Raw genomic sequence first — 13,543 nt, forward strand, 5'->3', positions numbered from 1 at the left:
AATTTATCCGCTTATTTTTGGTTATTCCAATCCGAAAGAAACTTTTCTATTCCCTGTTCTGTTAATGGATGTTTCACCAGTTGTTCTAAAACCTTGAATGGGATAGTAGCTATATGCGCACCGTTTACAGCAGCATCAATAACGTGCAGTGGATGTCTAATGGAAGCAGCAATTATTTCAGTATCGATTGCATGTCTGTCAAAGATTTCTGCGATTGTTGCTACAAGATTCATTCCGTCATGACCAATATCATCCAAACGACCAAGGAACGGTGAAACATAAGTTGCGCCAGCACGAGCTGCTAATAAAGCCTGATTAGCATTAAAAATCAATGTAACATTCGTTTTGATATTTAAATCACTAAACGCCTTGACAGCCTTCAAGCCTTCCAATGTCATAGGAACTTTTACCGTGATATTAGGGGCAATTGCCGCTAATTCTTTCCCCTCCTTAATCATTCCCTCTGCGTCCTCAGAAATAACTTCAGCACTGACAGATCCGGATACTTCCTCTGTAATCTCAGAAAGACGATCATGGAAAGATACACCCTCTTTAGATACCAGACTCGGATTAGTTGTAACCCCTGATAAGACTCCAAGTTCGTTTGCTGTACGGATTTCCTCAATATTTGCAGTATCAATAAAAAATTTCATTTTAATTGATAACCTCCTCTTAGACTACTTATTTTATAAGTATATTTTAAAAAACTAATAAAAATATGAATAAAGGCGCTTGTGCTCGTATACAGCTCAAAGCGCCTGATAATTATGCCTGTTGAGATGATCCGAATTCACGCATTTTCCCTTTTACAGTTTCCTTGATGGCTTCTGTACCAGGGCCCAGATATTTACGTGGATCATACAAATCCGGCTTATCATTTAAGACTTGACGGACTGCCTCAGCTTGCGCAATCTGGTTTTCTGTATTCACATTTATTTTAGAAGTACCGTATGAAATAGCACGTTGAATATCTTTTGTAGGAATCCCTGTACCACCATGTAAAACAAGAGGTAATTCGATTGTTTTGGAGATTTCCTCCATTTCAGCAAAGCCTAGATTAGGCTCTCCTTTGTAAGGGCCATGTACAGAACCAAGTGCAGGAGCAAGACAATCAATTCCCGTCTTCTCAACCAATTCCAAGCACTCCTTAGGATCTGCATAAATAACGCCATCAGCTATAACATCATCTTCTTGCCCGCCAACTGTACCCAATTCTGCTTCTACAGAAACACCATGAATATGTGCAAGCTCTACTACTTTAGATGTTGTTGCAATATTTTCTTCCAGTGGATCATGTGAAGCATCAATCATAACAGATGTAAAGCCTGCGTGAATTGCTTCTGCACATTTTTCAAAACTGGAACCATGATCTAAATGAATTGCTACAGGGACAGTCGTGCCGTAAGCTTCCATTAAGGATTTAACCATAGAGACAACAACATTAAAACCGCCAATATATCTTGCGGCACCCTCCGACACACCAAGAATGACAGGAGATTTCTCTTCTTCTGCAGCTTGGAGAATCGCTTGTGCATATTCCAAATTATTCAAATTAAACTGACCTACCGCGTAGCCTTGCTTTCTTCCTTTTTCAAGCATTTCTTTCATTGATACTAATGGCATCTTGTTTATTTCCTCCTCTGATGAAGTTACAGTCTGTGAAAATTATATCATCTTTTACAATATTAGAATACCAACAACAGCTTGTTCGCGCAACATTACAGAAAAACTAATCTGACACAATATGTGCAACCAGTTCAATGACTTTATGAATACTGAACGGTTTTCCAAGTACCTCTTTCAAATATTGATATTTGATTTCTTTTCTTTTAATATTCTCCACCAATCCACTCATTAATATTGCCGGGATTTCATATTGTTCTTCTTCCAGTTTATGTAAAACCTCTTTCCCACTTAATAATGGTAGCTGATAATCAAGTATTATGAGGTTTAAGTTCTCCATGCTTATTTTTTCCAATGCTTCTGTTCCTGTTTGGGCTGTGATTACCTCATACCCTTGATCTGTGAGCACGTCCGTTAATAACATGCGAATCCCAGGCTGATCATCCACTATTAGGATTCTTCTTGCCATACTCATTCCCCTTCCTTCCAAAAGATTCCCCCAACGTATTTCCCCTACTGTATTAAATTCGCTATTAAACCCCTAAATCCTTTAAATTCAAGTTAAATAAAAACTCACATTTAGCAATTGCTAAATGTGAGTCATTCCGTTACTTACATCTAAATTTATTTATTATTAACAGAAGCACCAATGAAACCTTTAAATAAAGCCTGTGCTCTTGTAGGACGAGACGTAAATTCAGGATGGAACTGACAAGCAACAAACCATGGATGATCTTTTAATTCAATTGTCTCCACGAGGCGACCATCCGGGCTGGTTCCGGAAAATATAAAGCCATGCTCAGCCATTTGGTCGCGATACATGTTATTAAATTCATAACGATGACGATGACGTTCTTCAATTGTTTCTGCACCATTATATGCTTCTTTTACTTTTGTACCATCTTGAAGCATACATGGGTAGCTGCCAAGCCTTAGTGTTCCACCTAAATCAGAAACATCCTTCTGTTCAGGTAATAAATCGATAATCGGATATGGAGTTCCTGGGTCAATTTCAGCAGAATGAGCACCATTTAATCCTACAACGTTACGAGCAAACTCAACTGTAGCAAGCTGCATACCAAGACAAATACCGAAGAAAGGTACATTATTTTCTCTCGCATAGCGAATGGCTTCTATTTTCCCTTCAATACCACGGTCACCAAAACCACCTGGAACAATTATACCATCAACATGAGATAGCTCTTCTTTAATTGTCTCTTTATCAAGTTTTTCGGAATTAATCCAATGTACTTTGATGTCCGCATCATACTCGAATCCCGCGTGTTTTAAAGATTCTACCACAGAAATGTAAGCATCCGGCAATTCAACATATTTACCAACAAGTCCTATTTCTACTTTTTGTGATAAATGACGAACTTTAGTAACAAGCTCTTTCCATTCATCCATTTCAGCTTCCTTACAATCCAAACCAAAATGCTCACATGTTATTTGATCAAGATGCTGCTCCTGAAGGGAAATTGGTACTTGATAAAGTGTGTCTGCATCCTTCATTTCAATAACAGAATTTTTATTAATGTCACAGAACAAAGCAATTTTTTCTTTCATCTCATTACTAATTTCATGCTCTGTACGTAATACAATTACATCTGGTTGGATACCCAATGAACGTAATTCTTTCACACTGTGCTGTGTTGGCTTTGTTTTCATCTCACCAGCGGCCTGAATAAATGGAACCAATGTACAATGCAAATACATGACACTGTTTCGGCCAACATCATTTTTAATTTGTCGAATTGCTTCAAGAAAAGGTAAAGATTCAATATCTCCAACAGTCCCGCCAATTTCTGTAATAACAACATCAGCATTTGTAGCATCACCAGCGCGGAATACCTGATCTTTAATTTCATTCGTAATATGCGGGATTACTTGTACCGTGCCACCTAAATAGTCGCCACGACGTTCTTTTTTGATTACACTGGAGTATACTTTTCCAGTGGTAATATTACTGTACTTATTTAAATTAATATCAATAAAACGTTCATAATGCCCTAAATCGAGGTCTGTTTCCGCTCCATCCTCTGTCACAAAAACTTCTCCATGCTGATATGGGCTCATTGTCCCTGGGTCGACATTAATATATGGATCGAACTTTTGAATAGTCACTTTCAAACCCCGGTTTTTTAATAGACGACCTAAAGACGCTGCCGTAATTCCTTTACCTAAAGACGACACAACGCCACCTGTCACAAAAATATACTTGGTCATTATTTTCCCTCTTTCTTCAAAATATTCTTCGTTCAATTCGTTCATACAGGTTGCTATATCTCATAGTCTGCACCAAAATTGGCAGAAAATAATAAAAGCGCCTCCCCATATATAGAATGGGGAAACGCCTTGATAAGTAAATTTAAAGAGCCCAATAAGAATTGTACTTTCAGCTTAAAGAAAAGTCAAGCTAACTTTTTTGTTAATCGTACCCAGCTATTTCTTTTCTTCTTCGTCTTCGTCATCTTCATCTTCGTCGTCTTCAAAATCATCAAGTTCCTCATCAAACTCTTCTTCTAAGTCTTCATCAAACTCATCATCTTCGTCATCATTGAAGTCATCTGCAAGCTCTTCAATATCCTCGTCGACAATATCCAGTTCTTTTTCTGTAATATCAGCATCTTCATCTGCTTTTTTCTTTTTCTTTGCCTTCTTTTTCTTTTTAGGTGCTGCAGTTACTTCTTCGTCAGCTTGCTCAACTGGATACCAACGTTTTAATCCCCATAGATTAGAACCAATGGTAATAAAACGGCCATCCACATTTAAATCTGTATAAAATTGGGCAATATTATTTTCTTTATCCTGCTCAGTAAATTCTTTTATTTCTGCAATTTTTTCGAATACATCTCTAAAATCAAGCGCCTTTTTTTCATCCAATAAGATTAAATTTGCTAATTCAATCATGGACATTGTTTTAAGATCTTCGTGGCTGTAATTCGATAAGCTCACGGCAACGCACTCCCTTTACTTATATATTGAGGGCATCTAGCCTCATTTGTAATTTTTTTACTCATTCTAGAAGAATTATACTATAATTTTCCGTTTGTGATAAACCATACCATTCATTATAAACAAATCTACCACGTTTATGCTATAGTTTAAGCAAAAAAATGTACACTTTTCTTCCCTGAAAATTGTGGTGCTATTGCAAATGATAGGATACAAAGGTTATATCGTTTATTCATAGTACCAGGAATGCGGCGAACTAGAGAAATTTAGATATCGTGTGGGAGGGAAAGCAGTTGAAACATTTTATCAGCAGTAGAACAAAGTTATCCGCTGCAGATCATTTTTATCGGCAGTAAAACAAAAAAGTTGCTACCCCTGTTTTGGAGTGCAACTTTTTTTACTTAAAATGAAGTGACACTGCAACTTTACAATGAAAGTATTGTTAGCTGTCTATACTTTTTCCACGACGTATGCTTTCTTATTTCGAAAGTGCTTTTCTGCATCTTCCATGGAGTGTTCAAAGAATCCTTCAAACTCATGAACGACTTTATATTCTCTTTCCGGATCTGTAAAAAGCTGATTTTCGTTATTGGATAGTACTACAACATCTTTCGTACTCACAAAATTATCTAATTCTCTTGCTGTATAATTTTGTCCTTGCTTTAACGTTTGCACACTTAAGTTAGACATAATAGAACCTCTCCTTTATTAAAGCATTCTACTTTTCCTATTTCCGTTTGCGCTTCGTTCTAAACTGGAATTAGAATGAGGTTCTATTCGTAAGTTTTATAATAGCAACCCCCGCCCAGGCCATACGGTTATAAACGGGAACTTCCGCTTTTGATGTCTACATATTCCTTCTGTATTGGCCGCCTACTTGGTAGAGGGCGTTGGTTATTTGGCCGAGACTGGCTACTTTTACGGTTTCCATGAGTTCTGCAAATATGTTTCCACCGGATGCGGCTGTTTGTTTTAACCTTTCAAGAGCTACTTCAACCTCGTCTTTGTTCACTTCTTGGAATCGTTGCAATTCACTGATTTGGTGCTCCTTTTCTTCTTTGGAAGCACGGGCAAGCTCCATGGAGTCAATTTGGTCTTCCGATGGTGGGTTCGGGTTTAAATACGTATTCACTCCCACAATTGGTAGTTCCCCGGAATGTTTTTTTCCTTCATAATACAACGACTCTTCTTGAATCTTTCCACGCTGATATTGTCGTTCCATTGCTCCGAGCACTCCACCACGATCATTCATTTTCTCAAATTCCTGCAGAACGGCTTCTTCTACTAAATCTGTTAGCTCTTCTATAATAAATGAGCCTTGAAGGGAGTTTTCATTTTTAGTCAGGCCAAACTCCTTGTTAATAATCATCTGAATTGCCATGGCACGGCGAACAGATTCTTCTGTTGGCGTAGTAATTGCCTCATCATACGCATTTGTATGAAGAGAATTCGTATTATCCTGGATAGCAAGTAGTGCTTGTAATGTTGTTCTTATGTCGTTAAAGTCAATTTCCTGTGCGTGTAGTGAACGCCCGGAAGTCTGGACGTGATATTTTAGCTTCTGACTTCGTTCATTCGCACCGTATTTATCACGCATCGTAATTGCCCAAATTCGACGGGCTACACGACCAATCACGCTGTACTCAGGATCAAGACCATTTGAGAAAAAGAAGGACAGATTCGGCGCAAATTTATTTACGTCCATCCCTCTACTTAGATAGTACTCAACATAAGTGAAACCATTTGCCAACGTAAAAGCCAGCTGTGTAATTGGATTTGCACCTGCCTCAGCAATATGATATCCGGAAATAGAAACTGAGTAATAGTTGCGAACTTTCTTATCAATAAAGTATTGCTGAATGTCCCCCATCATACGTAGAGCGAATTCCGTTGAGAAAATACAGGTGTTTTGTCCCTGGTCCTCTTTTAATATATCTGCTTGTACGGTCCCTCTTACTACAGCGATGGTTTCATCCCTTAATTTTTCATATTCTTGTTGGTTTGGCTCCCGGTTGTTTTCATCTTTAAATTTATTTACCTGCTGATCAATTGCAGTATTAAAATACATAGCAAGAATAATTGGAGCAGGGCCATTTATTGTCATCGAAACAGAAGTCATTGGATTCGTTAAATCAAAGCCAGCATATAATTTTTTCATATCTTCGAGTGTACAAATATTTACTCCGCTTTCTCCAACCTTCCCATAAATATCAGGTCGGTGTGCCGGATCTTCACCATATAAAGTAACCGAGTCAAATGCAGTAGATAATCGTTTTGCTTCTTCGTTTTTAGACAGGTAATGAAAGCGGCGGTTCGTTCTTTCTGGCGTTCCTTCTCCTGCAAATTGACGTGTCGGATCTTCTCCCTTGCGTTTAAAAGGGAAAACTCCTGCAGTGAACGGAAATGCTCCAGGTACATTCTCCTTAAGGAGCCAAGTCAGACGTTCCCCCCAATCCTGGTACTTAGGAAAGGCAACCTTTGGAATCTTTAGCCCAGAAAGTGATTCAGTTGTCAGGTCCATTTCAATTTCCTTGTCACGGACCTTAAACGTCATTTTATCTTTGCTATAGCTTTCCTTTGTTTCGTCCCATGAGTCAAGTAATTTCCTCGAACGGGCATCCAGTTGTTCATTATATTTCTCCAGAGATTGGTCAATGACTGTTTGGACCTCATCCTCTTCTAAAACTTCCTTTGCACCTTCCAACTGATAAATCTTTCTTGCTATCTCACTCTGATTCTTTGTATGTTTATGATAGCTTCGCACATGTGTGGCTATTTCTCTTAAATAATGCCTGCGCTCATTTGTAATAATCATATTTTGCTTTTCTGCAATAATATTTCTTTCAAAATTTATCTCTTCTGTCCACGCATAACGCTCATTCAATGTATCAATTAGGGCAGCAAATAACGCATTTGTCCCTGCATCATTAAACTGGCTTGCAATGGTACCAAAAACAGGGAATTTTTCTTTATCCTGGTGGAATAGCATATGGCTTCTTTCATATTGCTTACGTACTTGATTTAATGCATCCTCAGAGCCTTTTTGTTCATATTTGTTAATAACAATAAAATCAGCGAAATCAATCATATCAATTTTCTCAAGCTGGGAAGGCGCACCAAATTCTGCTGTCATAACATACATCGATAAGTCGGTAACATCTGTTATGGCAGCATTCCCCTGACCAATTCCACTTGTTTCTACAATAATAAAATCAAAACCTGAAGCTCTTACAACATCGATGACATCCTGAATTGCTTTAGAAAGCTCACTGCTGGAATCACGTGTTGCTAATGAACGCATATAAACCCGATCTGTGAAAATAGCGTTCATGCGGATTCGGTCACCAAGTAAGGCTCCGCCTGTTTTCTTTTTTGTCGGGTCGATGGAAATAACAGCAATCTTCTTATCGGGAATTTCATTAATAAATCTCCGGATCAGTTCATCTGTAAGCGAGCTTTTTCCAGCTCCTCCCGTTCCGGTTATTCCCAGTACAGGTACATTGTCTTTCGCTTGATTCTGCAACTGGTCAATGACCTGTTGTTTTTCTTTCTCGTCAACTTCAGCGTTTTCCATATACGTAATAAATCTGGCAATCGCTTGACGTTCTCCGTTAAATAATTGTTCCTGATCTTTTTTTATATCAATTGGCGGTACATAGTCACATTCCTCCAGCATGAGGTTAATCATTCCTTGTAAACCAAGCTCTCTGCCATTTTCCGGCGAGAAAATTCTTGACACCCCGTACTCATGTAATTCCTTTATTTCACGAGGGATAATAACTCCACCGCCCCCGCCATAGACTTTAATATGTTCTGCCCCAAGCTCCTTCAACAAATCAATCATGTACTTAAAATATTCAACATGCCCACCTTGATAGGAAGAGATAGCAATCCCCTGTGCGTCCTCCTGAATGGCTGCATGAACAACATCTTCTACAGACCGGTTATGACCCAAATGGATCACTTCTGCTCCACTTGCCTGTAAAATTCGTCTCATTATATTAATTGATGCATCATGACCGTCGAATAGGCTGGATGCTGTGACAAACCGCACTGGATTTGTCGGTTTATAAATTTCTGGTTGTTCCATTTGTTACCCCTCCTTCAATAGTAAATCGCTTTCATTTCTCTGTTACTACGATACCGAGCATTTGCAAATTAAAATGAATTTGTCTTTCCATATATTGTTCAAACGTGAATTGCCGTTGAAGCATCCACCGTCTGAAGCCCCACATCTGTCCTTGGACAAAAATATTATTGGCAAGTAATGCAACATCCTGATGCGAAATTTTTTCTGGAAGGCAGGTAAGGATCACTTCCTCCAACATTCCTACCATGTCACGTTCCTTCTGCAGTACATATTCCTTCGTATCTTTTTTCAATGACTTGGCTTCCTGGTACATAATTAAAATTTCTTCCTGCATCTCATCCATTAAGTAAAAATACGACTTCATTACAGCTATCAAATTATCTACAGATGCCGACTCCAAATCAATGGATAAACTTAACCGTTCACGCACTTGCTCATAAATAGAGTCACATACAAGGAAAAGCACATCTTCTTTTGTACGGATATATTCATAAAGTGTACCAATACTGAAGCCCGACTCCTTAGCTATTTCTCTTGTTGTGGTCCGATGAAATCCCTTTTCCTTAAAGAGCTTCATCGCACCTTTAATCATCTGATTCCGCCGTTTCTCCACTAACTCTCTATCTTTTACAGAGGAAAGGACCTGTTCATCACTCATTTTCTCTCCCCCTCTTTTTTCCACTGCTCATACCATTTGCTTGCCAATTTATATGGATCACTGTCTGCCTCAATTGTGGCTAGTTCATTGTTTGACTCAAGATAATTTCTTACGTCCCGCCAGATCTCTTCGCGAATCAATTCATAGATTTCCAGTTCCTGCTGCTGGATGCGCTGCTTGCGACCTTCCTCTGTACGATATAAATAATCATGATGTTCTTTAATTTTTGCCCAAAGTTTATCAATACCTTTGTTTTCTGTAGTAATTGTTTTTACAATGGAGGTCATATGCTTTTCTGTTGCCGTCATCATAACCAATTCTTTTAATAGTGCCTTCAACTTACCAACACCATGTAAGTCTGCTTTGTTAATGACGAACAAATCAGCGATCTCCATAATACCTGCTTTAAAGATTTGTAATACATCCCCGCTATTCGGTGTCATCACAACAGCTGTTGTATCAACAATTTTCATAATATCTAACTCAGATTGTCCGACACCAACTGTTTCGACAATAACAACATCATAACCGTAAGCATCACAGATACGCACTGCATCCTTTGTTGCTCTTGCCAAGCCGCCTAAGCTTCCCCTTGTTGCCATACTGCGGATAAAAACACCATCATCTGTAAAATGCTCATTCATTCGAACACGATCTCCAAGTAAGGCTCCACCACTGAACGGACTAGTCGGGTCAACTGCAATAACAGCAACGGTTTTGCCTTCTTGGCGTATATGTGAAATCAGGCGATTTACAAGAGAACTTTTGCCAGCACCAGGCGAACCCGTTAATCCAACATAAAGGGCATGCTTTTTAAGTGAAAATATATCACTCAATAGGTCGAGCTTCTCTGGATGATCATTTTCCACCATAGTTATCGCTCTTGCCAGTGCCCGTACATCTTTATTTTTTATCCGTTCAACTATTTCGTGCATGGTGGACATCCTTTCTAATCCATTCACTTCTTCTTTTAGTTTATTTGTTAATTCAGTTTTTCGTACAAGCTGTGTATCACTGTGAACTTATTTCGTTAGCATACGTCCAATAACAAGGCGTTGAATTTCATTTGTACCTTCATAGATTTGTGTAATTTTCGCATCACGCATATATCGCTCTACCGGGTAATCCTTTGTATATCCATAGCCACCGAATACTTGAACTGCTTCCACCGTAGTACGCATTGCTGCATCTCCTGCAAACAGCTTAGACATCGCGGATGCCTTTCCATATGGAAGACCCTGTGATTCAAGCCAAGCAGCCTGGTAGGTTAATAGTCGGGATGCTTCTACATCTGTAGCCATATCTGCTAATTTAAAGGAGATCCCTTGGTTTGTTGCAATTGGCTTACCAAATTGCTCCCGCTCTTTTGCATAATCCACTGCTGCATCCAGTGCTCCTTGTGCAATACCGAGTGCTTGTGCTGCAATCCCGTTACGTCCCCCATCCAATGTGGTCATAGCAATTTTAAACCCTTCGCCTTCTGCCCCTAGCATGTTTTCCTTAGGTATGCGACAGTTTTCAAAAATAAGTTCCGTTGTTGGAGATGAACGAATACCTAATTTCTTTTCTTTTTTACCGAATGTGAATCCTTCCGTACCCTTTTCAACAATAAAAGCACTGATGCCTTTATGCTTTGCATCCGCATCTGTTTTAGCGAAAACGATATAAATATCAGCAACGCCACCGTTCGTAATCCAAACCTTGCTGCCATTTAAAATATAATGGTCGCCATCATCCTTTGCAGTTGTTTTCATGGAAACAACATCACTTCCCGCACCTGGTTCAGATAGTGCATATGCACCCAAAGCTTCTCCTGTTGCTAAACGATATAAAAAGGTCTTCTTCTGTTCTTCATTACCGTATTTAAAAATAGGCCAGCTTGCGAGTGATAAGTGTGCAGATAATGTTACTCCTGTAGAAGCACATACACGAGACAACTCCTCTACTGCAATAACGTAGCTTACATAATCTGCTCCAATTCCGCCATACTCCTCCGGCCAAGGAATACCAGTTAATCCAAGCTCGCCCATTTTATCAAAAATCTCACGATCAAAGCGTTCCTCTTCATCACGCTCCGCTGCTGTCGGTTCTACTTCCTTTGTAGCAAAATCCCTTACCATTTTACGTAGCATTTCCTGCTCATCTGTCAATTGAAAATCCATGGTTGTTCCCCCTTAGTTCTTTAGTAGATTTTTTGCAATCACAATATGTTGAATTTCGTTGGCACCTTCATATATTTCAGTTATTTTGGCATCACGGAAAAAGCGCTCTGCTGGATAGTCCTCCGTATAACCGTAACCTCCATATACTTGCACTGCCTCAATCGCTGTTTGAACTGCTGTTTTCGATGCATACATTTTGGCCATTGAAGCTTCTTTTCCGCAAGGGATTCCTCGTTGGACAAGTGCTGCAGCCTGATAGACTAATAGTTTAGCAGCCTCTACGCTTGTAGCCATGTCTGCCAATTTGAATGAGATTCCTTGATTAGCAGCAATCGGCTTACCAAATTGCTCCCGCTCTTTTGCATAACCAACTGCATGCTCAAGAGCAGCTTCACCAATTCCAAGAGCTTGGGCGGCAATCCCAATCCTTCCAACATTTAAATTGGCCATTGCAATCTTGAAGCCGTCTCCTTCTTCCCCAAGTAATTGTTCCTTTGCTATCACACAGTTGTCAAAGGTTAATGCTACCGTATTAGACCCATGTAGCCCCATTTTCTTTTCCTTCTTGCCAATAATAAGGCCCGGAGTGTTCTTTTCAATAATAAACGCACTAATTCCTTTCGATCCTTCTCCAGTTCGGGCAAAAGTAATATAGGTATCTGCCTCGCCACCGTTCGTGATAAATACTTTGGAGCCATTCAATATATACGTGTCACCGTCTTTTTTTGCTTTTGTTTTTAAATTGCCGGCATCTGAGCCCGCGCTTGGTTCTGTGAGTGCAAAAGCTCCTAAATACTCTCCACTTGCCAGCTTTGGTAAGTAATGTTTCTTTTGATTTTCATTACCAAAATAAAGAATTGGGTTACTGCCTACGGAAGTGTGTACAGATAAAATAACACCAACTGTCGCACTTACTTTAGATAGCTCATGGATCGCGCTAATATACGAAACAAAGTCCATCCCACTACCACCATATTCTTCAGGTATTGGTATTCCCATCAGCCCTAATTCACCCATCTTCTGAATAATCTCCTTTGGGAAGCGATCCTCTGTCTCCATCCGTTCTATTTCACCTGTGATTTCCTTCTGAGCAAAATCCCTTACCATTTTCTGCATCATTTGCTGTTCTTCTGTAAAGTTCATATCCATCTATATTCCACCCCTCTGCCGTTTCATGATGTATTAGTTATACTGATAAAAGCCCCTGCCTGATTTCTTGCCAAGCCAACCTGCTTTTACATATTGGCGAAGTAGCGGGCATGGTCGGTATTTACTATCATTGAAACCTTCATAGAGTACTTCCATAATATACAAGCACGTATCCAGTCCAATAAAGTCAGCCAGAGTCAGCGGTCCCATCGGATGATTCATCCCAAGCTTCATTACTTTATCCACATCTTCAACGGAAGCCACTCCTTCATGTACAGCAAAGACTGCTTCGTTAATCATCGGCATTAAAATCCGGTTGGCGGCAAAGCCCGGAAGATCAGCTACTTCTACAGAGGTCTTATTTAGTTTAGCTGTCATCTCCTCAATTGCCTGATATGTTCCATCACTTGTTTGTAATCCGCGAATAATCTCTACTAATTTCATTACCGGTACTGGATTCATGAAATGCATACCGATTACCTGATCCGGTCGATTCGTAACCGCAGCAATCTCTGTAATAGGCAGGGAAGAAGTATTTGTCGCCAAAATAGCATGTTTCGGTGCAAATACATCCAAATCACCAAAAACTTTTGCTTTCACATCCATATTTTCCACAACCGCTTCAATAACAAGATCACAGGATTGTGCATCTTTTAGATGATGAGACGGCTTTAACCTATTTAACGTCTCCGTTTTATCCTTGTCGGTAATTCGCTCCTTGTCTACCGCACGGGTTAATAGTTTTTCAATGTTCTTTAGTCCCTTTTCCAAAGCTTCCGTGTTCATATCATGAAGCAAAACGTCAAATCCTGCTTGTGCACATACTTGGGCAATCCCTGCCCCCATTTGACCTGAGCCAATTACCATTACTTTTTGTATTGCCATATGTATCTACCTCCATTTTTT

The 13,543-nt window shown here is 39.5% G+C and carries 12 protein-coding genes; all 12 read right to left on the reverse strand.

Going from position 1 to position 13,543, the window contains the following annotated elements:
- Positions 1 to 11: 11 nt before the first annotated feature.
- Positions 12 to 653: a fructose-6-phosphate aldolase gene (gene fsa, locus BME96_RS17080; protein ID WP_071649732.1), complete on the reverse strand. Its 642-nt coding sequence runs from the start codon at positions 651 to 653 to the stop codon at positions 12 to 14.
- A gap of 112 nt (positions 654 to 765) precedes the next feature.
- Positions 766 to 1,623 carry a class II fructose-bisphosphate aldolase gene (locus BME96_RS17085; protein WP_019378229.1) on the reverse strand — a complete coding sequence of 286 codons (858 nt, stop codon included), beginning with the start codon at positions 1,621 to 1,623 and terminating at the stop codon, positions 766 to 768.
- Between the two features lie 106 nt (positions 1,624 to 1,729).
- Positions 1,730 to 2,092 carry a response regulator gene (locus BME96_RS17090; protein ID WP_071650055.1) on the reverse strand — a complete coding sequence of 121 codons (363 nt, stop codon included), beginning with the start codon at positions 2,090 to 2,092 and terminating at the stop codon, positions 1,730 to 1,732.
- A gap of 155 nt (positions 2,093 to 2,247) precedes the next feature.
- Complete coding sequence (locus BME96_RS17095) at positions 2,248 to 3,849, reverse strand: CTP synthase (RefSeq protein WP_071649733.1); 1,602 nt, start codon at positions 3,847 to 3,849, stop codon at positions 2,248 to 2,250.
- Between the two features lie 216 nt (positions 3,850 to 4,065).
- On the reverse strand, positions 4,066 to 4,578 hold the full coding sequence (rpoE, locus tag BME96_RS17100; protein ID WP_019378232.1) for a DNA-directed RNA polymerase subunit delta: 513 nt from the start codon (positions 4,576 to 4,578) through the stop codon (positions 4,066 to 4,068).
- Between the two features lie 450 nt (positions 4,579 to 5,028).
- Positions 5,029 to 5,268 carry a hypothetical protein gene (locus BME96_RS17105; protein ID WP_019378233.1) on the reverse strand — a complete coding sequence of 80 codons (240 nt, stop codon included), beginning with the start codon at positions 5,266 to 5,268 and terminating at the stop codon, positions 5,029 to 5,031.
- A gap of 157 nt (positions 5,269 to 5,425) precedes the next feature.
- Positions 5,426 to 8,668, reverse strand: a complete 3,243-nt coding sequence (icmF, locus tag BME96_RS17110) for a fused isobutyryl-CoA mutase/GTPase IcmF (protein ID WP_071649734.1) — start codon at positions 8,666 to 8,668, stop codon at positions 5,426 to 5,428.
- A gap of 31 nt (positions 8,669 to 8,699) precedes the next feature.
- Positions 8,700 to 9,326, reverse strand: coding sequence for a TetR/AcrR family transcriptional regulator (locus BME96_RS17115; RefSeq protein ID WP_071649735.1), 627 nt, complete (start codon positions 9,324 to 9,326; stop codon positions 8,700 to 8,702).
- Positions 9,323 to 10,261: a methylmalonyl Co-A mutase-associated GTPase MeaB gene (gene meaB / locus BME96_RS17120; RefSeq protein WP_019378236.1), complete on the reverse strand. Its 939-nt coding sequence runs from the start codon at positions 10,259 to 10,261 to the stop codon at positions 9,323 to 9,325. Before meaB ends, BME96_RS17115 begins: the two co-directional genes overlap by 4 nt.
- An 87-nt stretch (positions 10,262 to 10,348) precedes the next feature.
- Positions 10,349 to 11,488, reverse strand: coding sequence for an acyl-CoA dehydrogenase (locus tag BME96_RS17125; protein ID WP_019378237.1), 1,140 nt, complete (start codon positions 11,486 to 11,488; stop codon positions 10,349 to 10,351).
- Between the two features lie 12 nt (positions 11,489 to 11,500).
- Positions 11,501 to 12,637 carry an acyl-CoA dehydrogenase gene (locus tag BME96_RS17130; RefSeq protein ID WP_071649736.1) on the reverse strand — a complete coding sequence of 379 codons (1,137 nt, stop codon included), beginning with the start codon at positions 12,635 to 12,637 and terminating at the stop codon, positions 11,501 to 11,503.
- Between the two features lie 33 nt (positions 12,638 to 12,670).
- Positions 12,671 to 13,522: a 3-hydroxybutyryl-CoA dehydrogenase gene (locus BME96_RS17135; RefSeq protein WP_071649737.1), complete on the reverse strand. Its 852-nt coding sequence runs from the start codon at positions 13,520 to 13,522 to the stop codon at positions 12,671 to 12,673.
- Between the last annotated feature and the right edge of the window lie 21 nt (positions 13,523 to 13,543).

Origin of the sequence: Virgibacillus halodenitrificans, assembly GCF_001878675.1 — a bacterium.
GTDB lineage: Bacteria > Bacillota > Bacilli > Bacillales > Amphibacillaceae > Virgibacillus_Q > Virgibacillus_Q halodenitrificans.

Coding starts and splice junctions, on each gene's coding strand:
- BME96_RS17095 (WP_071649733.1), bottom strand. CDS start 3,849: ATGACCAAGTATATTTTTGTGACAGGTGGCGTTGTGTCGTCTTTAGGT.
- BME96_RS17125 (WP_019378237.1), bottom strand. CDS start 11,488: ATGGATTTTCAATTGACAGATGAGCAGGAAATGCTACGTAAAATGGTA.
- BME96_RS17105 (WP_019378233.1), bottom strand. CDS start 5,268: ATGTCTAACTTAAGTGTGCAAACGTTAAAGCAAGGACAAAATTATACA.
- fsa (WP_071649732.1), bottom strand. CDS start 653: ATGAAATTTTTTATTGATACTGCAAATATTGAGGAAATCCGTACAGCA.
- BME96_RS17115 (WP_071649735.1), bottom strand. CDS start 9,326: ATGAGTGATGAACAGGTCCTTTCCTCTGTAAAAGATAGAGAGTTAGTG.
- BME96_RS17085 (WP_019378229.1), bottom strand. CDS start 1,623: ATGCCATTAGTATCAATGAAAGAAATGCTTGAAAAAGGAAGAAAGCAA.
- meaB (WP_019378236.1), bottom strand. CDS start 10,261: ATGCACGAAATAGTTGAACGGATAAAAAATAAAGATGTACGGGCACTG.
- BME96_RS17135 (WP_071649737.1), bottom strand. CDS start 13,522: ATGGCAATACAAAAAGTAATGGTAATTGGCTCAGGTCAAATGGGGGCA.
- icmF (WP_071649734.1), bottom strand. CDS start 8,668: ATGGAACAACCAGAAATTTATAAACCGACAAATCCAGTGCGGTTTGTC.
- BME96_RS17090 (WP_071650055.1), bottom strand. CDS start 2,092: ATGGCAAGAAGAATCCTAATAGTGGATGATCAGCCTGGGATTCGCATG.
- BME96_RS17130 (WP_071649736.1), bottom strand. CDS start 12,637: ATGGATATGAACTTTACAGAAGAACAGCAAATGATGCAGAAAATGGTA.